We start from the raw sequence: 22,590 nt of genomic DNA, 5'->3' as shown, positions 1-22,590 counted from the left end.
AGGCTCAGGCGCCCGGGGGTCCCTGGTTTACGCGGATCTCCTTGGTCTGCATGCGGATCTGCATGCCCTCTCCCCCCGAGGCGCCGCGCATCGCCTCGATCTGGGCGCGCATCTGGCCCTCGACCTGGGCGCGCACCGACTCGGGCAGCTCCGCGAGCCGCTTCTCCATCTCGGCCAGCGCGTCCCGCATCTGAGCGCTCTCGTCGTCGCTCATGGCTCCATGGACGGTCATCAATACCGTGAAGGGCTGCAGCACGCCCTCGACGTTGCGGAAGTCGCCGAGTTCGGCGGTCATGGACATCTCACGCGGCTGGCCCTGGATGTCGGCGGTCCCTTCGAACTCCATCCGCCGCACCACGTACTCCTCCTTGTCCACGAACATCCGCACGCGACCCTCACGGAGCTGGGCCTCGGGAGGCATGGCGGCGCCTCCCATCGCTTCGAGGGCATCGGTTTCGATGACCCAGGCCTCGTGCCCCTCTACGCTCTCGCTGCGGATCACGCGCGCATTCCCGACCCACTGCTCGTAGTTGTAGAAGGGGTCGTTGCTCTGTTCTTCGGGGAGGTCGAGCGTGCGTCCCCCCAGCAGGGTGCGGGTAGGAATGAAGACGCGGTGGCTCCCCACGTCGCGTGGTTCGTAGTACTGCTGCATCTCCTGGCCGTTCAGCTCCTGGACGATCGTGAAGTTCTCGACGCCTCGCATGCGGGCGTCCTGCAACTCCAGCGAGCGCTCGATGATCTCCCTGGGGCTCTGCGCGGACAGGGTCGAGGCCAGCGCCAGGGGCAAAGCCGCCAGCAGGAGGTACGGGGCAGTCTTCATCATGGAACCCGGGAAAGGCGGAACACGCGTGTGGAGTGGGTTCCCTACGCCGGACGGGCCAGCGCGTTCCATACCTGGGTCACGCTCTCGGAGACGGCCTCCACGGCGTGCTCGGTGGTGCGGTTCAGTTGCTCGGTCATGCGCGGGCCCAGAAGCTCGCGCAAGAAGGCGGCGCGACCGGCCAGGTCGACCGCGGAAAGGCGGGTCGGTCCGCCGTCGATCAGCTCCAGGATGTGCAGCACGAAGTAGGCATCGTCGATCAGACCGGCGAGCCCCTGCGTCATCTCCGGAATCGCATCGATGGGCGCCAGGAAGTACCGAGCCGCGTGGGCCAGCACCGGCTCCACCAGCGCCTCCACGTCCCGACCCCGGGCGGTCCGGTGCGCCTGCTCCATCAGGAGCGGGATCTCCTCGATGATGCCGAGGGCACGCTCGGCCAGCTCCTGCTGGTGAGCGTCGGAGGCATCGGGGAAACGAGAGCGGATGAGCGCGAGGAAGCCACCGGTCTCCCGGGCCTTGGCGCTTTCGATCACGGCGCGCACGTCGTCGAGCGGAACAGGCATCGCCTCAGCTTTCGTACACGGTGCGTCCGCCCAGGACCGTCCGGGCGACGCGGATTTCCTTGATGCGATCCGGATCCGCAGTGTGCGGATCCTCGGCCAGGATCACGAAGTCGGCGAGCTTGCCCGGGGTGATGGTGCCCTTCAGGTCTTCCTCGAAGGACGCGTAGGCACCGTTCCGCGTGCAGATGCGCAGGGCCTCATCCACGGTGACCTTCTGGTTCTCCCCCCAGACCCGCCCGCGGAAGTCCTTGCGGGTCACCATCGACTGGATGGCCATCAGGGGCTCGAAGGGGCCCGGGGTGTAGTCGGATGCACCGGGCACCGGGATGCCGGCGTCCAGAAAAGACCGGTGGGCGAACATGGTGCGCATCTTCTCCTCACCGTACTCGTCCCACTTCTCTCCATGGTAGTGCACGTAGGTGTAGAAGGGCGTGGGGATGAAACCGCCCTCCGCGATCCGACGCACCAGATCGGGGTTGACCAGCGTGCAGTGCTCGATCCGGTGCCGCACGTCCGCCCGTGGCCATGACTTCTGCACACGCTCGTACGCGTTGAGCACATACTCGATGGTCACGTCGCCGTTTGCGTGGATCCCGATCTGCCACCCGTTGCGGTGTGCTTGCTCAACGGCCTCGTGGATCTCTTCCTGCGTCATGGTGAGGATGCCGAAATCGTTGGGGCGGCCTACGTACGGTGTGCTCATGCGCATGGTGCGCTCCGAGGCCGAGCCGTCCGCGGCGAACTTGACGGCGCCGATCCGCAGAAGCTCATCGCCCACCCCGGTGCGGAGGCCCGAGGCCAACAAGTGCGTGTAGGCGTCGCCACGAGCCAGCAGGTAGGCGCGGTAGGTCAACTCGCCCGCGGCACGTGCGTCCTGGTACGCGATATAGTCGTCGACGCTGGTCCCGGTCTGGTGTACAGACGTGAGGCCAGCGGCGTTCATCATCTCACCGATCTTCTTCACCCCTGCCTGTCGCTCCTCGCGAGTGGAGCCGGAAGGGATGAGCCTCGTGATCATCGCGTTGGCACGCTCCGCCACCTTTCCCGTAAGCTGGCCGTCTTCGCGGTAGAAGTGCCCGCCGAACGGGTCGGGCGTGCTGGCCGTGATCCCAGCCAGTCGGAAGGCGGCGGAATTGTAGACGGAGGTGTGCCCGCCCCGGTGACCTACGCGGACGGGATGGTCCGGGACCGCCTCGTCGATGTCCCGACGACTGAGGGGCCGCCCCTCTTCCAGCTTCGTGTCGTCGTACATGTAGCCGTTGATCCACTCTCCCGGTGGCGTCTGAGCCGCGCGGGCGCGGAGGGCGTCCTTGATCCTGGCGATGCTGCCCACATTCGTGTCGACGTTCTTGAGTGCAGAGAGGCCACCCCCCGACGGATGCGAGTGTGCGTCGATGAATCCGGGCGTGACGGTCATCCCGGCCGCGTCGATCACCTCGGTGTCGGGGCCGGCGAGAGCCCGGACGTCGGCGCTGGAGCCCACGGCCAGAACGCGGCCGCCCCGCACTGCGAATGCTTCGGCCACCGGCTGGGCATCGTCGACCGTGTAGACGGTTCCATTCACGACGATGAGCTCCGGTCGCCCGGGATGGGCGGAGGCGTCCTCCCCGGGGGCACACGCATTGGTGCCCAGGGCCGCCGCGAAGGCGGCGCCGAGACCGAGGAACTCACCACGGGTGACGTTGGACATGCGTGGGCTCCGGGCGGGTGGACCGATCGCGCCCGCCGTGGCCTGGCGGGCCCCGGGAAGGTAGGGGGGACGCCTCGGGTCGCGCGACCGCGGAGCGGGAGCCCGCTCAGGGCGCCGTCCCGCCACGGGTATCTGTCGGGAGAGGGCTCGTCTAGCCGACGCGGACGCCCTCCGCCTGCAGCAGGCGGGTGAACTCCTCCGCCGGGACCGGATGTCCCAGCAGGAACCCTTGGAGCCCGTCGCAGGCGTTGGCCACCAGGAAATCGGCCTGCTCCTGGGTCTCCACCCCCTCCGCGATCACGGAGAGCTCGAGGGCTCGGGCCACGGCAATGATCGCCTGGGCGATGGCCGCGTCCTCCGAGCGGCTGGGCAGCCCTCGCACGAAGCTCCGATCGATCTTGAGGGCGTCCACCCCCAAGCGCCGCAGGTAGCCCATCGACGAGTAGCCGGTGCCGAAATCGTCCAGGGAGATCGACACGCCGAGCTGCTGCAGCGAGCGAACCCGACGGGTGGCGCGATCAACGTCGCCGATGACCGCGCTCTCGGTGATCTCCAGCTCCAGGTAACGCGGCTCCAGCTGCGCCTCCTCCAGGATCTGCTCCACGCGCTGCACGAACGCCTCGTCCCAGAGCTGTCGATTGGAGACGTTGACTGCGATGCGGAAGGCGGGGAATCCAGCCGACTGCCATGCGCGGGCCTGTCGGCAGGCGGTGGTGAGCACCCAGTCGCCGATGGGAACGATCAGTCCGGTTTCCTCCGCGATCGGGATGAACTCCAAGGGGCTCACCGCCCCCAGCTCGGCCGAGTTCCACCGCAGCAGCGCTTCGACGCCATCGAGTCCCTTGGAAGCCGCGTTGCGTTGAAGCTGGTAGTGGAGAGTGAGCTCGTCGCGCTCGATCGCGTGACGCAGCCCGCTGCGAACCGCCAGCCGACGATGCGCGGTCGCGTTGATCTCCGGAGAGAAGAACTGGAATCCGCCCTTGCCCGTCTGCTTCACGTGGTACATGGCCTGATCGGCGTGCTGCAGGAGCGCTTCCGCATCGTCCCCGTTGTCGGGGAAGGTAGCGATGCCGATGCTGGCGCTCAGGTAGAGCTGTTGGTCTCCCAGCAGCAGGGGCTCGGCCAAGTGCTCCACGATGCGTTCTGCCGCCAGCATGGCTTGCTCGGGGTTGGTCAAGTGAGCGAGCACCACCACGAACTCGTCCCCGCCCAGGCGGGCGAGGGTGTCCGTCTCCCTCGTGACCACCCGCAGGCGTCTCCCCACCTCCGCCAGCAACTGATCCCCCGCGTGATGACCCAGGGAGTCGTTGACGAGCTTGAAGTCGTCGAGATCGAGATAGAGCACCGCCATGGCTGTGCCGCTGCGCCGCGACTCGGCCATGCGCTCCTGCAAGCGGCTGCTTGCCAGCACCCGGTTGGGAAGGCCCGTGAGCGGGTCGAAGAACGCGAGGTCGCGGATCCGCTCCTCGGCGCTCCGCTGCGCCTGCAGAGCGCGATGCAGCTGCAGGGTCCGGCGCACCAGGAAACCGAGCAGGAAGACGGAGGCGACGATCAGCGCGGAGAACGCTTCGGCCAGTCCCCAGGCCTCGTGCCTCCGAGTGAACTCCACGAGCCGGTCGAAGAGGCCCACCTGGGTGGCCAGCACGAGCAGGACCAGCGCCAGGGGAGCCACCACTACTGCTTCCCGGACCAGCGGGCGCCCGGCCCCGGGGGTCCCGCCCTCCAGGTGGGCGTCCTCCGCGTGGGTCTGCATCACGGGGACCTGGGGTGGGTGCGGCCCACGGGAAGCAACCAGGCGCCGAACTGGCGCCCACCGCGTTCTCTCCGAAGCGTCCTACTCACGCGACCCGCACTCCAGGACAATAGGAGGATGCGCCCCTCCGGCCGGAGGGATCCACCCTGGAGTGTCGGGCCCGCGGCCCGGGTGGTTGAGGCAACCGCTCGCGGGCCGGGCGCCCGACGTGCGGCCGGCGCCAGGCGGCCTCTTCGAGGGTGCTAGACGGCCGGGAAGCTCGCGTCGAGCAGACCCTGGAAGTCGGAGGCCGCCTCCAGGCGTGCGGACCATTCCGCCGTGTCGATCCACTCCCGCAGGAATGGCCCCAGGTCGCCGTGGGGATCGGCATCCTGAAACGCGCCCTGAAGGTCCTCCACCGTGACGGCGGTCGTCGCATGCTCGGACCAGAGCCGTCGATAGGCGGCGTCGAACGCATCCGACCCGAGGTGGGCGTGCAGGAGCGCGAACATGACTCCTCCCACCCGATAGGACGCGTCCGTCAGCCGGGCGGATCCGTAGTCGCGAAACGGCGTCTCCCGCAGGGAGGGCGTCCCCTGAACCGTCTGGCGGAGTCGCTCCAGCAACGACTCGCGCGCGGCCGCGAGGTCCATTCCGTCCAGCTCCGCCGCCATGCGGTATTGCTGGTAGGTTGCGAAGCCTTCGTTCCAACGAGGAGAGGGTGACTCCGCGTCGGTGGCGTTCCACAGGTGGGTGAGCTCGTGGTAGACCTCGACCAAGCGACTCGTGTCCCGGAAGGCGGCGGCCGTCTGGACGATGCCCCCCGTCAAGCTGGCCTGTGACCCCCATCCGTCGGGGATCTCCATGATCGAAAGGGTCTGCCGACTGGGCAGCGGACCGTACCATGCCCGCAGCGTGGCCATCGCGGCCTCCACCCGATCGGACAGGTGGCGCGCTCCTGCGGTGTCCGCTGGAAACGCGTAGACGCGCACGGATTCGCGCTCCTCGACGTGGTAGCGCGCGATGGTCACCAACAGGAACGGTGCCGGTCCCAGCGATTCCGAGTCCCAGCGGACGCGCGGACCCTCCTGCTGCGTGCCGGTCGGGCGACCTCCGGTGGCGACCACCCAGGTGGGCGGCACCCAGACGCGCGTCTGGAAGGTGAACGCGCCTCCGCGACCCGGGGGCAGGGGGAAGGCCCAGGCATCCGCGCGCAGCACGGTGAACTCCTCATCGACGTGGTCGCGCACGTACAACATGCCGGTCTCCGTGTACGGTGCGATCCACCCTTCGTAGTCCACACTCAGCCGAATCGTGCCGCCCGGCGGCAGCGGGGTGGGCAGAGAGACCTCGATCCGATTGAGCTGCAGCTTCTCGAACTCCGGCAGCCCGGTGACCTCCTGCAGAAAGGAAAGCTCGCGTCCCTGCTCATCGCGAACCTGTCGGACCCGTAGCCACCGATTCACGTCCAGCGGGACGCGCGTGGAAGGCGTGGGCTCCTCCAGGCGGAGCGTGAGGGTGGCGCTCGCCTCCAATCGCCCGGACTCGAAGTCCGGGGTGGCCTCCAGGACCAGATCCTCGAGCGTGTAGCGGGGTGGCGGCGCCGGCGTCTGCCAGAAGACCAAGCCGGCAAGCAGGGCCGTGAGCACGGCGACCTCCTTGGCGATCTGTTTCCCGGTTGGACGGGAGGCGGAGCGGATTGGTTTGGGGATGGGGCGTGGTGGCCCGGGCGCTCGGGGGGGGGCGCGTGCCAGGGGTGCTGCTGGGCGCCGGGATGGGCTGCCCGCTGCGGCCCCTGTGCAGCGTTCGTGGAGGCGGGGGTGCCACAGCCCTCAGGGGAGGGGACGGGTCCGGTGGCGCCGATCCGCCATCTTCGCCCGCGCGAGATCTCGCGTACCTCCTGCGGCGGGATTTGCAGCGCTGCGGTGCTGCGCGCCCCGTTCGCCCGGACATCCCGGAGCCAGTGGCGCGTGGCTGTGCTCAGGAGGAGTCATGCAGTACGAGGCTCCGCGCGTGAGGGTCCTTGGATCCTTCCGTGAGCTGACCCAAACCGGGGGGCATCACCTGCATTGGTGGTGGTGGCCCACCCGTCCCCCGAAGGGGGGCAGCTCGGGCGGCAGCAGCCGCTCGTAACGGGTCCGGGTCCGGGTCCCGACGCCCGGCCCCGACGCGCAGTCTCAAGCCCGGTCTCCGAAAGGGGGCCGGGCTTGCTCGTTTCGAGGACCGAACGCTCACCGTGCGGGCGGCGCCGCGAGCCGCCCCGGCGAGGCTTCCGGTCCGGTACCGCGAGGCACTCCGTTTCCGGAGCGGTGTACCGCTGGCCTTCCCTCAGACAGGATGGACCATGCGGATTCGACTTTCGGGTGCTGCCCTTGGGCTGGCCCTAGCCGTGGCGGCGTGCCAGAGCGGCGGTGACGAAGGGACGCCTTCCCTCCAGACCAACGACCAGAAGGCCAGCTACGCCATCGGCCTCAACTGGGGCCGGCAGCTCCTTCAGGTCTCGGACAAGATCGACCTGGCGTCCCTCCGAGCCGGGATCCGGGACGGCATCGGCGAGTTGGATCCGGCGATCGCAGATGCCGACATCCAGGGCGTGATGGAGCAGTTCGGTCGCGAGGTGGATGAGGCCGAAGCCAGCAAGCGCGAAACGGCTGCGACGAAGAACCAGGAAGAGGGGCAAGCGTACCTCGCCGAGAACGGACAGAAGGAGGGCGTGCTCATCACGGCCAGCGGCCTCCAATACGAGGTCCTCCGCGCGGGCAGCGGCCCCAAGCCGGGGCCCGAGAATCAGGTTCGCGTCCACTACCGCGGTACGCTGCTCGACGGCAAGGAGTTCGACAGCTCGTACGCACGGGGCGAGCCGGCGGTGTTCGCGGTCGGCCAGGTGATCCCGGGCTTCGCCGAGGGGCTGCAGTTGATGGAGACCGGCAGTCAGTATCGCTTCGTGCTGCCGGGTGACATCGCCTACGGTCCGGGTGGCGCCGGCGCCGACATCGGGCCCAACGCCACGCTGATCTTCGAGGTGGAGTTGCTCGAGATCCTTCCGTAGCGCAAGCGCGGGGCGCCCGGGCCGGGATCGAGCTTCTCTACGATCTCGGCTCGGGCGTTCGTGTGTCTGGGCGGCAGGGTCCTCACCCGTCCCTGGTCGCGAGCCAGCGACCCGCCTAGTTCGCCGCGGGAGCCGCGATCAGGAAGACCTTGTCCACCACGTGCACGACGCCGTTGGTGGCCTCCACGGTGCCGAGAATACGGGCCCCGTTCACGTAGGTGGCACCGTCCTTCTGCTCCACGCTCACGTAGTGCCCCGTCGCCATGTAGAGTTGCGTTTCCCGAGCCAGTTGCTCGGGCATGAACTTCCCTGGCGCCGCGTGCGAGGTCACGATGTTGGCCAAGGTCTGCTTGTTCTCGGGCTTGAGCAGGTCATCGAGGACACCGGCCGGCAATCCCGCAAAGGCGGCATTGTTGGGTGCGAACACCGTGAGTGGCCCGGCGTTGACCAGGACGTTCTCGAGCTGGGCAGCCTGGACTGCGGCGACGAGGGTGGTGTGGTCCGGCGAGCCCACTGCGATCTGCAGGATGTTGGGTTTGGACGACTTGTCCACCACGTACGCCTGGCCTCGGTTGGAGGCTGCGTCGAAGGTCTCGGCCTGCGCGGCCGGGGCCTCCGCTCGCGCGCAGGACAGCGTGACCAGGCCAAGGGCGGCCAGTGCCAAGAGGGTGAAGAAGGGGCGGTGCTGCGCCATGGTCCTCCTCCGCGTGGGGGGGTGGGCCGGGTTCCGACGCGGCAGGTCGCTCGTCGGGCCGGAGGGAGGTCCCGGCCGCCTTCAGCAATTACGATAATCTCATGACAAGGTAAGAAATGTAGGGAGGCAGCAGCCACGCGTGTCAGGAAAAGCCGCGCCTGGCCGGGGTATGGGCCACCTTCCGGGGCCCGAGGCACACGACGACATTCGGTCGAAAAGGGAGGTGCCCGAAGTGACGTTCGAAGAACCGGGGTCCATGCCCCACGCCGAGGAGGCCGGCTCCACCGAGGAGGCGCGGACGGTCGAGGCCCGCTTCGAGCGGCGGGTGACGATGACCGTGCCCGATCGCCACAACGCGAAGCTGCGTCGCGTGATCGAGTGGGCCAACCAGGACGACGACCTCTACGCGCTGTGGACGGCCTCGAACGTGACCGCCATGGAGCGCCTGGGCATGACGGACCACGGCCCCGTGCACGTGAAGATCGTGATGAACATCGCGGTGCGCCTTCTGCGCCTGCTGATGGACCACGGCGTGGAGCCGTCCGTGGTGGGTACGTACCGCCTCGATCGGGACGATGCGGAGGTCGTCGTGGCCCTGGCGTCGCTGTTCCACGACCTGGGCATGTCGGTGCACCGGGCCGACCACGAGAGCTTCTCCCTCTTCATCGCGCAGGACAAGCTGCGTGAGGTGCTGCCGCTCCTCTATCCGGCGCCGGTGGCGACGCTCATGCGCTCCGAGGTGCTGCACGCGATCATCGCGCATCGCTCGGGCGGTTCGCCGCTGACGCTGGAGGCGGGCGTCGTGCGCCTGGCCGACGCGCTGGACATGGCCAAGGGTAGGTCGCGCGTCCCCTTCGAGGCGGGCTCGGTCAGCATCCATTCCATCTCGGCCGCCGCGGTGGACCGTGTCTCGATCGAGCCCGGCACCGACAAGCCGGTGTGTATCCGCATCGACCTTCTCAACTCGGCGGGCGTCTTCCAGCTCGACAAGCTGCTCCGCGACAAGCTGAGCGGTAGCGGCCTCGAGTCCTATGTCGAGGTGGTGGCCGGGATCGAGGGGGATACCGAGACGCGGCTGCTGGGCGAGTTCCGGATCTGAGAGGTCACTCCGCTTGCAGGGATTCCCGCGGGTCGACGCGGGTGGAGCGGCGGGCCGGCAGATAGCTGGCCAGCAGCGCCGCGCTCCCGAGCAGGGTCACCACGGCGATCAAGGTCGCCGGATCGGTGGGCGTGACGCCGTAGAGTTGAGACCTGAGGCCACGCGTGGTCAGAACCGCGGCGGCCAGCCCCAACCCGACGCCGACCGCCACCACGACCAATCCCTGCCTCAGGATGAGTCTCAGGATATCGGAGGACGTGGCGCCCAACGCCATGCGGACGCCGATCTCGTGGGTGCGCAGGCGAGCTGCCTGCGCCGTGACGCCGTAGACGCCTACCGTAGCGAGCAACAGCGCCACCACTCCGAAGATCCCGAGCAGTGTGAGCAGGCGCTCTTCCTGCGCGATGGAGTGTCGCCAGACCTGACGTAGCGGGCGTGCGCTGCCCAAGGGAATCAAAGGATCCAATTCCGACAGCACCGAGCGAACGGTGGGAAGCGCGTCCAAGGGCTCACCGGACGTGCGGAGCACCACTTCCACCGTACGGGCCCAGTCCTGGTCGCGGTGTTCGAAGGCCTCCGCGCGTGCGGGCTGTCCAGGGCTGACCTGATTCTGATCGCCCACGATGCCCACGATCTCGTACCAGATGGAGTTCTCATCGGGCACGCGGTCATACGCCATACGCTGGCCGATCGGGTCCTCTCCAGGGAAGTGCTCCCGAGCGAACTGCTCGTTGATGACCACCACGGGGGGCGAGTCAGGGCCGTCGGACGGCTCGAAGAGCCTCCCCCGGATCAGCGGGATCTGCAGGGCTTCGAAGTAGCCTCGGTCGGCTCGCCGATGCAGGACCTCGAGCGCCACGCGCTCCTCGGGCCACCCTTCGCCTTTGGCCTGGCTGGACCAGCTTGTGCCATCGAGGGGAAGCCTGCCCACTACGCCAGCGCGCTCGATGCCCGGTCGGCCTTCCAGCGATGCTTCCAGACGATCCCAGAATGCGAGTACGTCGTCCCGTTCAGGATAGCGTGCACCGGGCACTGTGATCTGCACGCCGAGCACGCCGTCCACCTGGAAACCCGGGTCGACGGAGCGCAACAACAGGAAGCTGCGCAGCACCAGGCCAGCGCCCAGGACCAGCAGGAGGGCCAGGGCCACCTCGGTGCCCACCATCACATTGGCCGCACGCAGCCCGCGGCGGCCCACCGAGGTGCCGCGCCCTCCGTCCTTCAGCGTCTCGCCCACCATGGTGCTCGCACTGCGCAGCGCAGGAGCCAGCCCGAAGAGCAGCCCCGCCAGACACGCTGCGATGAGTGTCAGCAGGACCACACGGTGGTCGAGCGCCAGCTCGGTGGCGCCGCTGATGCCCAGCGGATTGACGCGGGCCAACCCGCGGATGCCCGCCCAGCCCAGCACCAATCCCACGGCGCCGCCCGCGAGCGCCAGGAGACCGCTCTCGGTGAGGGCCTGGCGTACCACCCGCCCCCGGCCGGCTCCCAGTGCCACCCGCACCGCGACGTCACGCGCGCGCTCCCCGGCCCGCACGAACATCAGATTGGCCACGTTGACGGAAGCGAGTGCGAGCAGAAGCAGCACCGCCGCGCTCAGGATGAGCAGCGGGACCCGCACTTCGCGGATGAAGAAGTCCCGTGCGGGCATCAGTCCGGCGCCCATGACGCGATTCGTCTCGGGGAAGTCGCGCTGGAGCCGCTCTACCACCACCTGCAGCTCTGCGGCGGCCTCGGCTACCGTGACGCCCGCTGCCACACGGGCGAGGGGCCGCACGAAGTGGGCGCGCCGGAACCAGACCTCCTGCCGGTTCTCGGGGGACCACCCCATCGTGCCCCACAGCTCCGTGTCGTCGGACGGGAAGCGGAAGCCCTCCGGCATCACCGCTGCCAGGCGGAACGTACGGCCGGACAATTCGATGGTCCCACCCACCAGCGTCTCGTCGGCGCCGAACACGGTGGACCAGAGGCGATGGCTCAGCGCCACCACCTCCTCGGCTCCTTCCCAGGTGTCCTCCCAGGTCAGCTGCCGACCGAGCAGAGGCTCGACGCCCAGCACGGAGAAGAAGTTGCCGGTGACGGCCGAGGCATTGAGGAGGCGCGGTTCGCCGTCCTCGATGTAGGTGACCCGGTTGATGAAGTCGGAGTACATCGCCAGGTCTTCGAAGGCCGCGACTTGCTCTCGCCAGTCCATCGCGTTGGCGGGTGCCGACTGCGCGTCGTCCCAGTTGAATTCGGGATTGGTCTCATAAAGCGCCACCACGCGGGCCTCGTCCTGAAACGGCAGCGGCCGGAAGAAGTACGCGTTGACCGCGGAGAAGATCGCCGTCACCGCGCCGACGCCCAGCGCTACTACCGTGACGACGGTCGCTGCGAAGAGGGGGTTGCGGCGCAGCGAGCGGATCGCCTGTCGTGTGTCGGTGGACAGCGTGGCGAACATGGTGGACAGTCTCCAGGCCGAGGTGAGGAAGCGGGAGGCACGGCGCGCGTGCAGCCGCAGCAGGAGCAGCGTGACGCCGCCGATTTCCCGGACCGCCAGCCGCACCAGCCGGGCGCGGCCCCTCGCGCTGGCCTCGTCCATCCGTCGGTGGTGGACGTCCAGCAACTCGGCCGCATAGCGATCGGCGAAGCCGGTGGGAAGGCGTCGGAGGATGGCGGTGAAGACCGAGGTGGAGAGGGCCGCGAGGGAGGGGCGCGCCCTGCTCACGGCTCGGCACCCTCCGTGACCGCACCGGGAAGCAGGTGCCGCGCGCGGGCGTCCGCGAGCAGGTCTGCGAGGCGCTGGGATTCGGCGGCGGCCACCGCACGCCCGTTGCGGGTGATGCGGTAGTAGCGACGCCGCGAATCGGCCTCCTCGGCCGGTGCGCGAGCGGCCTCCACCAGGCCCTCGTCTTCGAGCCGGGAGATGGCCATGTAGAGCGCGCCGGTGCTTGGAACTGCCTCCGCGCCGCCTCGATCCTCCATCTCCTTCAAGATGGCGTATCCGTGGCGCTCCCCAGCGGAGAGGGCCAGCAGGATCTGATAGGTCAGGGGGGTTAGTCCTGTGCGGGTGCGTTGGGCTGTCATTCGTTGCCTCATATCCGGGCCTGGACGGACTACGCAGGGGCCGACGCGATCATTATATCTTATCAAGATATATCTACACAAGAGTAATGGGCCACGCCCGCGGCCGGCGGGTCGCCCCGGGCCCCTCGCCTGCAAGTCCGCTCGTGACAGATGGATGCCGTCACCCGTACGTTCGCCGGGCGCATCCACGAATCCCCGAGCAGGATCTCCATGCAGGCAGGCCACCCCTTCGCTCGTGCCCTCACGGGCTCCGCGGTCCTTTGGCTCCTCGGACCCGGCTTCGTCACCGGGCAGACCCCCACGGATCTGGCCGCCGCCTCCGGGGAAGCCATCTACCAGGCGTCGTGCGCGAATTGCCACGGCCCCCTGGGCACGGGTCTGGACCGCTCGCTCCTTGGGTTCGAAGAGGAGCTTCCCGACTTCACCGACTGCCGCTTCGCGTCGCGCGAGCCCGATGCCGACTGGGTCGCCATCGCGCATGAAGGAGGGCCGGTGCGCGGCTTCAGCCAGATGATGCCGGCCTTCAAGGGCGCCCTCGACCCCGAGCAACTCGGCCGCGTGGTCACCTACATCCGCACGCTGTGTGGCGACGACGAGTGGCCTCGCGGTGAGCTGAACCTCCCGAGGGCCCTCGTGACCGAGAAGGCCTTTCCCGAGGACGAATGGGTCATCGAGGCGGACGGCGCGCTCGAGGGGGACGGCGACATCTCCAGCGCGTTCGTCTATGAGAAGCGCTTCGGTGCGCGCAGCATGGTCGAGGTGGTGATCCCCTACGGATGGCGGCAGATGCCGGTGGAGGGAAGCGCTGAGCTCGACTGGGTTGGTGGGTTGGGCGACGTGGTGCTGGGCGTCAAGCACGCTGCTTATCACAGCTTCGAAGCAGGGCGCATCTTCTCGCTGGGTGCCGAGGTGGCGCTCCCCACTGGTGAGGAGACCAAAGGGCTCGGCGCGGACGGCGCCAAGGGGGAAGCGTACGCGTCGTTCGGACAGGCCTTCGGAGATGCGTTCCTCCAGGCGCAGGTCGGTGCGGAAGTGCCGTTCTACGACGGGGGCGAGACCGAGGGCTTCGGTCGGCTGGCGCTGGGGCGGACCTGGACGTCGGGACCTTGGGGTCGCGCTTGGACCCCGATGGTGGAGGTGGCTGCGGTCCGTGAGCTGGAAGGCGGCGTCTCCACCGATCTGGACGTGATCCCACAGATCCAAGCCTCCTTGAACACGCGTCAGCATGTGCTGGCCAACGTGGGGCTGCGCGTGCCGGCCACCAACACCAGCGGCCGTTCGATGCAGCTGTTGGTCTACCTGCTGCTCGACTGGTTCGACGGCGGCTTCTTCGAAGGATGGTGAACGAGATGACGCGCTGGCTTCTGGTGGGTTCGAGCCTGGTGGGTGCGGTCATGGTGGTAGCGGCCACGTCCGCCGCGCAGCGTCCGGACGGGGTGGCGGCGGTTTCGGGCCGGCCTGCGGGTGCGGCCGACAATGGCGCGAGCGATGCGGCGCTGCTGCCTGCACCCCTGTTCGACGATCCCGAGATCTTCAAGACGTCCGACCGCTGCCTGGCCTGTCACAAGGGTGTGTCCACCACCGAAGGCGTCGACGTCTCCATCGGCTACGATTGGCGCGCCTCCATGATGGCCAACAGCGGGCGCGACCCGTATTGGCAGGCGGCCGTGCGCCGGGAGATCACGGACTACCCCGAAGCACAGGAGGCCATCGAAGCCAAGTGCAGCCGCTGCCACATGCCCATGGCCAACGAAGTGGCCACCCGCGCGGGTCGTTCGCCCGGCGTGTTCGAGAACCTGCCGATCGGTGGCTCGGACAGCCCCACCGCGGTGCTGGCTGCCGATGGTGTCTCCTGCAGCGCCTGTCACCAGATCGTCCCGGACGGTCTCGGTACCGACGCCAGCTTCACGGGAGGCTTTCGGATCACGGAGGCGACGCCGGCCGAAGGCCGGCCGATGTACGGTCCCTTCGAACCCGACGCGGGCGGCGTCGGCATCATGCATTCGGCCACAGGATTCCGGCCTACCGAGGGGCGGCACATCCAGTCCTCGGAATTGTGCGCGAGCTGTCACACGCTGTTCACGCATGCAGTGCAGGGCGGCCAGGTCACGGGACCCGAGTTCCCGGAGCAGGCGCCGTACCTGGAATGGAAGGTCAGCCGCTACGCCGAGGACGGGCAGAGTTGTCAGGACTGCCACATGCCCGAGGTGGGCCAGGACGTTCCGGTGACGGCGGTCTTGGGGCGGGCACGCCCCAACGTGTCCAGACACGTCTTCCGCGGTGGCAACTTCTTCATGCTGAGGATGCTGGGTCGCTACCGGGCGGAATTGGGTGTGACGGCACTCCCCCAGGAACTGGCGCTGTCTGCGGACCGGACGGAGGCACATCTGCGCACCAGCACCGTCGAAGTCGCGGTGGAGAACGCGATGGTGTTGGGGCAGCAGCTCCACGCGGACGTGCGCATCCACAACCTGGCCGGACACAAGTTCCCCACGGCCTATCCATCGCGGCGGGCCTGGATCCATTTGACGGTGCGCGATCGCGGCGGCTCGCTGGCCTTCGAGTCGGGGGCCTTCCAGGCGGACGGTCGCATTGACGGCAATGACAACGACGCGGACCCGGCGCGCTACGAGCCGCACTACACGCAGATCACGACACCGGAGCAGGTACAGATCTACGAGGCGGTGATGGCGGATGGATCGGGGGCGGTCACCACGGGCCTGATGAGCGCCGAGCGCTGGCTGAAGGACAACCGGCTGCAGCCGGAAGGCTTCGATGCGGCGGCGGGCGGTTCGCGCGTGGCCACCCGCGGCGCGGCGGTCGAAGACGCCGACTTCGGCGCCGGTGGTGACCGCGTGCGCTATACGCTGGACGTGGATCCCGCGCGGGGACCGTTCACGGTCGAGGCTGAGCTGTGGTTCCAGCCCGTTGCCTACCGCTGGGCCATGAACCTGGCCGACTACGAGACCTTCGAGACCCAACGCTTCGTCCGCTACTACCGGGACATGGCTTCTCGCTCCGCTTTGGTGGTGGGGCAGGCCAGCGCTCAGGCGCGCTGAGCGGCGACGTCGAGCGCAGGCGGAAGGAGCTTGTACAACACAGGCGTGAGCACCCGGCCCAGCAGCGTGGACGTGATCAGCCCGCCGATGATCACCCAGGCGAGCGGGGCGTAGAGCCCCTGACCCTGGAGTGCCAGCGGCAGCAGGCCGCCGATCGCCGTCATGGCGGTCAGCAGGATCGGCAGAAAGCGGATTTCGCCCGCCCGTCGGATCGCCTCCTCCAGGTCCATCCCTTCGCGACGCAGCTGGTTGGTGAGATCGACCAACAGAATCGACGTCTTGATCTCGATGCCGATCAAGGCCACGAAGCCGATGGTCGCCGTGAACGACAGCGTCTGCCCCACCAGGAAGAGCGCCAGGATGCCGCCCACCGCGCCGAGCGGGATGACGGAGGCCACGATCAGCGTGCTGCGGAACGTGCCGAACTCCAACACCAGAATGGCCAGGATCGCGAACGTCGCGACGATGATCGCGCTGCCCACGCCGCCGAAGCTCTCCTCGCGGCTCTCGATCTCCCCGGCCGCGACCAGGCGGTATCCGGCCGGCAGAGCCAGGGACTCCAGCTGTTCGAGCGCGCCCCGCGTCACGCGGTCCGTCACGAAACCGGTGCGGACGAAGCTGGTCACCGTGACCGAGCGCTCTCGATCCACGCGCTGGATCTCCGGAACGTCCGCCTCGAAGCGCACGTCGGCGATCTGCCGGAGGGGCGTGAGCAGGCCGGCGAGCGAGGCCACATGGATGCGGTCCAGATCGGTGGGCTGGGCGCGATGCTCGCGGTCCAACCGCACCACCACCGGGCGCGCGTCGCCGGACGGCTCGCGCAACACACCTGCCTGCAGGCCCTCCAGGCCCAGCCTCAGCATGCGGTCCACTTCCACGGTGGGGATGCCCAGTAGCCCGGCCTTCTCGCGATCCACCTCCACGCGCAGATCGGTGCGCTGCAGACGGAGCGGATTGTTCACGTACTGGGTGCCCGGAGTGGCCGTGAGCACCTGTTCCACCTCCGCGGCAATGGTCCGCAGGGTATCCAGGGACGGGCCCTGAACGCGGAGCGCGATGGGCGCGTCGATAGGGGGGCCGTTCTCGAACTCCCGTAGCTCCAGGCGCGCGCCCGGATACGCCGCTAGCCGCGTCCGCAGCGAATCGAGCAAGGCCGGCGTACGCCCGGGAGAGTACTCGTCCATCACCACGAACAGCTGGCCGACCGCCGGGTTCTCCCTCCTGGGGAAGATGTTGTAGTAGACGGTGGGGTTGTCGCGGCCCACGGAGGTGAACACGGAGCGGATCTCGGGGCGCTCCAGCAGCACCCCTTCCGCGAACCGGGCCGCCTGTTCGGTCGCTTCCAGCGACGCGCCGTTGGCCGAGGTCACGTTGACGTAGAATTGCGGAGTCTCCGCCTTGGGGAAGAGGGAGAATCCCACGGCGGGGATGAGCGCCAACACGGCCACCACGAACACCGCCGTGGCGCCCAGGGCGAGGCCGGGGCGTCGCAGAGCCCGCTCCAGCACCGGCGCGTAGGTCCGGTGGATCACACGCTCGAACAGCTGCAGCACTCGGTTGCCACCCTCGGGCTCCGATTGCCTCAGCACGCGGCTGGCCAGCCAGGGGATGATGGTGAGTGACACCAGCAGGGATGCCACCACGGTGTAGACCACGGCCAACGGGAGCGAGCGGATGTACATCCCGGCGCCACCGGGAAGGAACAGAAGCGGGACGAACGCGAACACCAACGTAGCCGTCGATCCGATCACGGCGACGGCGATCTGCCGAGTGGCCTCGATGGCTGCCTCGGTGCGCGTACGGCCTTCCCGGAGGAAGCGGGTGATGTTCTCCACCACCACGATGGAGTCGTCCACCAGCAGTCCCAACGCGATGACGGCTCCTACGATGGAGAGCTGATTGATGGTGAAGCCCGTGAAGTAGAGCAGGCTCACGCCCATGGCCAGCGACAGCGGGATGGCGATCATCACGATGCCTGCAGCCCGCAGTCCCAGGGGCAGCAAGGTGACCAGCACCAACCCGATGGCGATCAGGAAGTCCTCTCCCAAGCGCGACAGGCGGTGCGACACGTTGGCAGACTGATCGAACCCGCGCTCCAGGCGCACGCCGTCGGGAAGGTAGCCCTGCTCGAAGGCGTCGAGGGCGTCCCAGATCCGGTCGCGCACGGCGGCGATGTTCTGCCCGTCCTGTTGAGTGACGGTGACGAAGACGGCGCGCGTGCCGTTGTGACGGGCCTGGTAGGTCGAGTCCGCGTAGCCCCAGGTCACCTCGCCCAGGTCGCCCACGGTCAGCAGTTGTCCGTCCGCGCTCCTGACCACGGTGCTGCGGATCTGCTCCAGCGTCTCGTAGGAGCCGCTTCCGCGCACGTTGAACGAGCGCGCTCCGGCCTCCACCGTCCCGGCGGGCAGATCGGCGCTCTCGCTGCCGATGGCTTGCAGCACCTGACTGGGCGGCACCTCGAGTCGGGCGAGCCGCCCCAGGTCCAGGGTGACCTCTACGCGCCGCTCGGGCACGCCCCAGCGGTCCACGGTCCGCACGCCGGCGACCGCGCTCAACCGATCTTCCAGCGCCTCCGACAGGCGATCGAGCTCGCTGTAGGGCGCGTCCTCGCTCACGAGTGCCAGTTGGGCGATGGCCACGTTCAGCGTGGTGGCCTTCTCCACCGAGAAGCGCACCAGCTCGGCCGGCAGCTCCGGCCTCAAGGCGTTCATCTCGCGCAGCACCTCTTCGTAGCGCTTCTCCGGGTCCTCCGTCTCTTCGAACTCGACCACCACGGTTGCCACTCCGTCCTTCACCAGCGAGGTGATGCGATCGACCTTCTCGAGCGCATCCAGCCGCTCCTCCACCTCACGGATGACGAGCCGTTCCAGGTCCTTGGGGCTCGCCCCCGGCAGCACCGCCACCACGGTGTACGTGGGAAAGTCCAGGGGAGGATCTTCCCCGCGCGGGATGGCACTCCAGGAGCTGAGTCCGAGCGCGGCCAGCATCGCGAACAGGATCACCGTGAACTGATAGTTCCGGATCGGGAATTCGAGGATCTTCATCGGCTCACCCTCACCAACGCTCCATCGCTCAACCAGGACGCGCCTTCCGTGATCACCGTACGCACACCATCCAAGCCTCCATCGATGGCCACGTGCGCTCCGTCGATGAACCCGACCGTCACCGTGCGCCGCTCGGCCCGTTGGCCGTCCGCGCTGAGCGTGAACACTGCGGCAGAGTGACCGTCCGCCTCCAGCACCGCCTCCAGCGGAACCACGTCACGCACCAACGCCTCGGCAGGTCGGATCGACACGCGCCCCACCATGCCGGCGACCAGCCGGGGCGCTCCGTCCAGGGTTACCTCGACGGCGAACGTGCCCGTTCCGGGGGTGGCGGCACCGGCCACTTCGGTGACGCGTCCCGTGAACTTGCGTCCCGGAAGAGCGCTGAAGGTGATGGTGGCCGAATCACCACGCTCGACGCGCAGGACGTCCCGGTCCGCGAGCCCCACGCGCACCACGGCGCCGCGCTGCGCGCTTCCCAGCGTGAGGACCACGGTTCCCGGGCTCACCGTCTCGCCCGCTTCGGCGTCGCGGCGCAGCACGCCGCCGCCAGCCGGAGCGACGATGGTGGCGTAGCGGCGGTTGAACTCCGCAGCGTCGACGTCGGCACGGGCGATCTGGGCAGCCGTCTCCGCGTCCTGCAGCTGCGAGAGGGTGGCGACGCTGTCCTCGTACAGGCGGCGCGCCCGTTCCAGATCGCGCTCCGCCTTGGTCAGCACGCCGCGGGCTTTCTGAAGGCCGGCCTCCACTTCCCGCTGCTCCAGGCGGGCCAGCACCTGGCCGGCGGCGACCCGGGCGCCCTCGTCGACGGCGATGGAAGCGATGACGCCCCCCACCTTGAAGCTCAGCGCCACCGCGTCCTTGGGTCCGTAGGTCCCCGTGGCCACGATGGGCCGCTCGAGCGTGCGTCGCTCCACCGGCGCGGTGCCCACCGAGACCGCTGCCTGCTGCACAACGGGCTCCTGCGCCGAGCCGGCGTGACACGCGCTCGCGATCACGAGGGGAGCCAGGGCCCCCAGCGGACCCCGCGCCTGGCGCAGGGCTCGGAATGCATTCCTCAGTTCCATGACGAATCTCCCAGAGGTGCGATGTCGCGCAGCGCGGCGGCGCGCTCGAGCTCGATGCAGTGAATGGCGTAGCGGTAGACGGTGAGGACCTTGTTCAGCTCCGCAGTGGTGAAGGCCGTGCGGGCATCCAGGAACTCGATGGGGGTGGCGAGGCCCTCGTCGTAACGGCGGCGGACCAAGCGGAAGGTGCGCGCGGCGGCCTCGAGACGGTCTTCGGCCGTGGTGATCGCTGCGAAGGCGACGGTGGCAGCCTCCCAGGCTTGATGGGCCTCCAGCCGGATCAGACCCTCGACCTCCTCGCGCCGCAGGCGCGCGCGCCGCACGTCGGCCTGGGCGGCGTCGCGGCGTGCCAGCGTCTGGCCTCCACTGAAGACGTTCCAGGACAGCGCCAGCGACGCGACCCAGAAGTCGTTGTCGCCTTTGAAACGCAGGTCCCGACCTTGGAAGCCATAGTCGACTGCCACGGCCAGATCGGGCAGCAGGGACGAGGTCGCCAGCCGCACGCTCGCCTCCGCTGCTCCCACGCCTTCGTCCAGGGCGCTGAGCTCCTCCCGATGCGCCAGGGCGTGCGCCACCGTCTCGTCGAGCGACAGCGCAACCGGGATTCGCAGCGCCAGCTCCGCGATCGAGTCGACTGGAGTGTCGAGCGCGCGGTCGAGCAACCGATTGAAGGCGCGCTCGGCGGCGTCCGCCTGCGCCTCAGCCTCCTGCAGGCTCTGCTCCACATCGGATCGTTCGGCCCGGGCCCGGAGCACTGCATCCGGAGTGGCGCTCCCGGCGTCGACCAGACGCTGCGCCACCCGCTCTGCTTCGGTGACGAGCGGGAGCGTGTTGGCCCAGATGTGCGCGACGGCCCGTGCTGCCCCCACCTGCAGGAAGGCAGTCTGTGCCCCGGCTGCCAACGTTCGCGCGCTAGCCCGCCGCTCGGCCGTCCGAGCGGCGTAGCCATGCGTGCTGGCGGCGTGGGCGGCGCGGATCTGGGCGTTGAAGACCGGTTGTACCAGCCGCAGCCGCGACTCGTGGTTGAAGGGGAACCTCAGGTCCAGGTCGGTCGGAAACTGCGTGGTGCCGGTCAGCTGGTTGAGCGTGCCGTACACCGGGTTGACCAGGTCGCCGAGATTGAGCGTGCCCGACTGCTCGCTGTAGCGGCTGCTGAGCGTGAGGGCGGGGAAGTAGCGAGCACGAGCCTCGCGCACCTCTGCTTCGGCGCGGGCCAGCGAGGCGCTCGCCTGGGCGAGCCCCAGGTTGTTCGCCAGCGCGTCCTCGACCACGCGATCGAGTGCGGAGCGATCGGGCTCGAGCGTGCCGTGCCACTGACCTTCCGCCGGACGCGCCCACGCGAGCAGCAGCGTGGCGATCAGCACAGCTGGTCTTCGGATGCGTTCCCCCCGACCAGGCTCCGTCGGTGATCTTAACTGCGTCAGCATATGTAACACCGTTAAGTTTAGAGTGAAAAAAAAAGCGGATTCCCCGCCGCCGGTCAGCGCAGCAGACCCCTCAGCAGGGCCTGTCGTCCGTGCGTCGCGGTCTCCCGCATGTCCCGGAATTCCACCCACGGGTCGTGTGCCTTGGCAATGCGCAGCGACACGAGTCCGTGGCACATCCCCCAGAGGACCTGGGCCACCTCCTCCGCGTCCGTGAGCTCCTCGCGGAACCGACCCTGCTCCATGGCCTCCCGCACCGTCCCCAACAGGAACGCGTAGGCGTCCTCGCTGGGATCTCCCTTCTCGATACCCTTGGGGTGGTCGGGGCCGGGGCGAGGAGTCATGAACATGAGCTGGTAGTGCATGGGATGGTCGAGCGCGAAGTCCACGTAGGCGGCTCCGATCCGCTCCAGGCGCTCCACCGGATCCTCCACCCGCCCAATGCGCTGGAACGCCGCGGCCAGGGCCCGGAAGTCCTGCTGGCATAGCTCGTTGAGCAGGGCTTCCTTGTTCTGGAAGTGGTGGTAGATCGCCGTGGGCGTGTACTCGATGCGGTCCGCGATGGCTCGCATCGAGGTCGCCTCGTAGCCGTCGCGGACGAACAGATCCCGCGCCGCATCGAGGATGCGTTGCCGGGTTTCCGCCGCCTCTCGCTGTCTCCGTTCGGCACTTCCCATCGAGTCCTCCTTATCCTAACGACAATATCGTACCTAACGACGTTAAGTTAGTCAAGGGGCGGGTCGTGCCCGCGGGCCGCGGCTCCAACCTCCCCCGTCCGTGGGAGTTCCGTTGACCCCGACCGAGCCTGTGGGGTATGGTGGCCCTCCTCTCGCTCGCCCCGGAGGCCGGGGACTCGCGAGCCTCATCCTCATTCCAGTGGCCCCCGATGGACCTCGACGCCGTGCGCAAGCGCCTGGAAACAGACCTCCGGGGTCTCCTGTCCCGCCACACGCGGTTGACCAGCCACCTGCGTAACGAGGACCGGGACATCCCGTCCGACTGGACCGAGATGGCCCAGTTCATGGAGAACGACGAGGTATTGGAGGCGCTGGAAGAGCGCACGCGGGAGCGCGTCGACGCCATGGCCCGGGCCATCGAGCGCATCGACGAGGGCATCTATATGACCTGCGCCAGGTGCGGAGGGCCCATCGAGCCCGAGCGCCTGGATGTCCTGCCCACCACGACGGTCTGCGCGAAGTGCGCGTAAGGGCAGGGGCTCGGCCCGCCTGACGTGAAACGGGGGCCGGGCCACCACGTGGCACCGGCCCCCGCTCGTTGTTGAC

At 68.6% G+C, this 22,590-nt stretch carries 17 protein-coding genes; 5 read left to right on the top strand and 12 right to left on the bottom strand.

Annotated features, from left to right (window positions below; all coding sequences use genetic code 11):
* Nucleotides 1-4: 4 nt before the first annotated feature.
* From R3E10_18490 to R3E10_18470, 5 genes are all read right to left on the bottom strand, one after another.
* Nucleotides 5-823, bottom strand: a complete 819-nt coding sequence (locus R3E10_18490) for a hypothetical protein (protein MEZ4417752.1) — start codon at nucleotides 821-823, stop codon at nucleotides 5-7.
* 41 nt (nucleotides 824-864) lie between these two features.
* Entirely contained in the window at nucleotides 865-1,383 is a 519-nt protein-coding gene (locus tag R3E10_18485) for a DUF1232 domain-containing protein (protein ID MEZ4417751.1), read from the bottom strand.
* Nucleotides 1,384-1,387: 4 nt separating this feature from the next.
* Nucleotides 1,388-3,073 carry an amidohydrolase gene (locus R3E10_18480; GenBank protein MEZ4417750.1) on the bottom strand — a complete coding sequence of 562 codons (1,686 nt, stop codon included), beginning with the start codon at nucleotides 3,071-3,073 and terminating at the stop codon, nucleotides 1,388-1,390.
* A 151-nt stretch (nucleotides 3,074-3,224) separates the two neighbouring features.
* Nucleotides 3,225-4,826 (bottom strand): EAL domain-containing protein, encoded by a 1,602-nt coding sequence (locus R3E10_18475; protein MEZ4417749.1) that lies wholly within the window; start codon nucleotides 4,824-4,826, stop codon nucleotides 3,225-3,227.
* 242 nt (nucleotides 4,827-5,068) lie between these two features.
* Nucleotides 5,069-6,454 carry a hypothetical protein gene (locus R3E10_18470; GenBank protein ID MEZ4417748.1) on the bottom strand — a complete coding sequence of 462 codons (1,386 nt, stop codon included), beginning with the start codon at nucleotides 6,452-6,454 and terminating at the stop codon, nucleotides 5,069-5,071.
* Nucleotides 6,455-7,149: 695 nt separating this feature from the next.
* On the opposite strand from R3E10_18470, the gene R3E10_18465 reads away from it, so the two are divergent.
* Nucleotides 7,150-7,854 carry an FKBP-type peptidyl-prolyl cis-trans isomerase gene (locus R3E10_18465; GenBank protein MEZ4417747.1) on the top strand — a complete coding sequence of 235 codons (705 nt, stop codon included), beginning with the start codon at nucleotides 7,150-7,152 and terminating at the stop codon, nucleotides 7,852-7,854.
* A gap of 115 nt (nucleotides 7,855-7,969) precedes the next feature.
* Here R3E10_18465 and R3E10_18460 read toward each other — a convergent pair whose 3' ends face one another.
* Nucleotides 7,970-8,548, bottom strand: coding sequence for a fasciclin domain-containing protein (locus R3E10_18460; protein ID MEZ4417746.1), 579 nt, complete (start codon nucleotides 8,546-8,548; stop codon nucleotides 7,970-7,972).
* 232 nt (nucleotides 8,549-8,780) lie between these two features.
* On the opposite strand from R3E10_18460, the gene R3E10_18455 reads away from it, so the two are divergent.
* The gene (locus R3E10_18455; GenBank protein MEZ4417745.1) at nucleotides 8,781-9,647 is read left to right on the top strand and encodes an HD domain-containing protein; all 867 of its coding nucleotides are present in this window, start codon (nucleotides 8,781-8,783) and stop codon (nucleotides 9,645-9,647) included.
* 4 nt (nucleotides 9,648-9,651) lie between these two features.
* Here R3E10_18455 and R3E10_18450 read toward each other — a convergent pair whose 3' ends face one another.
* Both R3E10_18450 and R3E10_18445 read right to left on the bottom strand, forming a co-directional pair.
* Nucleotides 9,652-12,354, bottom strand: coding sequence for an ABC transporter permease (locus R3E10_18450; GenBank protein ID MEZ4417744.1), 2,703 nt, complete (start codon nucleotides 12,352-12,354; stop codon nucleotides 9,652-9,654).
* Complete coding sequence (locus R3E10_18445) at nucleotides 12,351-12,713, bottom strand: PadR family transcriptional regulator (protein MEZ4417743.1); 363 nt, start codon at nucleotides 12,711-12,713, stop codon at nucleotides 12,351-12,353. Before R3E10_18445 ends, R3E10_18450 begins: the two co-directional genes overlap by 4 nt.
* A gap of 210 nt (nucleotides 12,714-12,923) precedes the next feature.
* Between R3E10_18445 and R3E10_18440 the strand changes: the two genes are divergently transcribed.
* Nucleotides 12,924-14,057: a c-type cytochrome gene (locus R3E10_18440; protein MEZ4417742.1), complete on the top strand. Its 1,134-nt coding sequence runs from the start codon at nucleotides 12,924-12,926 to the stop codon at nucleotides 14,055-14,057.
* Nucleotides 14,058-14,062: 5 nt separating this feature from the next.
* On the top strand, nucleotides 14,063-15,772 hold the full coding sequence (locus tag R3E10_18435) for a hypothetical protein (protein ID MEZ4417741.1): 1,710 nt from the start codon (nucleotides 14,063-14,065) through the stop codon (nucleotides 15,770-15,772).
* Here the strand turns inward: R3E10_18435 and R3E10_18430 are convergent.
* The 4 genes from R3E10_18430 to R3E10_18415 form a co-directional block, all read right to left on the bottom strand.
* Entirely contained in the window at nucleotides 15,760-18,816 is a 3,057-nt protein-coding gene (locus R3E10_18430) for an efflux RND transporter permease subunit (GenBank protein ID MEZ4417740.1), read from the bottom strand. The genes R3E10_18435 and R3E10_18430 overlap by 13 nt on opposite strands.
* Nucleotides 18,813-19,883, bottom strand: coding sequence for an efflux RND transporter periplasmic adaptor subunit (locus R3E10_18425; GenBank protein ID MEZ4417739.1), 1,071 nt, complete (start codon nucleotides 19,881-19,883; stop codon nucleotides 18,813-18,815). The genes R3E10_18430 and R3E10_18425 overlap by 4 nt, the downstream gene beginning before the upstream one ends.
* Complete coding sequence (locus tag R3E10_18420) at nucleotides 19,874-21,247, bottom strand: TolC family protein (protein MEZ4417738.1); 1,374 nt, start codon at nucleotides 21,245-21,247, stop codon at nucleotides 19,874-19,876. The genes R3E10_18425 and R3E10_18420 overlap by 10 nt, the downstream gene beginning before the upstream one ends.
* A 116-nt stretch (nucleotides 21,248-21,363) precedes the next feature.
* Nucleotides 21,364-21,984, bottom strand: a complete 621-nt coding sequence (locus R3E10_18415; GenBank protein ID MEZ4417737.1) for a TetR/AcrR family transcriptional regulator — start codon at nucleotides 21,982-21,984, stop codon at nucleotides 21,364-21,366.
* A gap of 209 nt (nucleotides 21,985-22,193) precedes the next feature.
* Here R3E10_18415 and R3E10_18410 point away from each other — a divergent pair, with 209 nt between their 5' ends.
* On the top strand, nucleotides 22,194-22,514 hold the full coding sequence (locus R3E10_18410; protein MEZ4417736.1) for a TraR/DksA C4-type zinc finger protein: 321 nt from the start codon (nucleotides 22,194-22,196) through the stop codon (nucleotides 22,512-22,514).
* Nucleotides 22,515-22,590 lie beyond the last annotated feature (76 nt).

This window comes from Gemmatimonadota bacterium (genome assembly GCA_041390105.1).
Classification (GTDB): Bacteria; Gemmatimonadota; Gemmatimonadetes; order Longimicrobiales; family Gaopeijiaceae; genus JAGQIF01.
The sequence above is the reverse complement of the archived record's forward strand: the minus strand, read 5'-3'. Positions and strand labels throughout refer to the sequence as shown.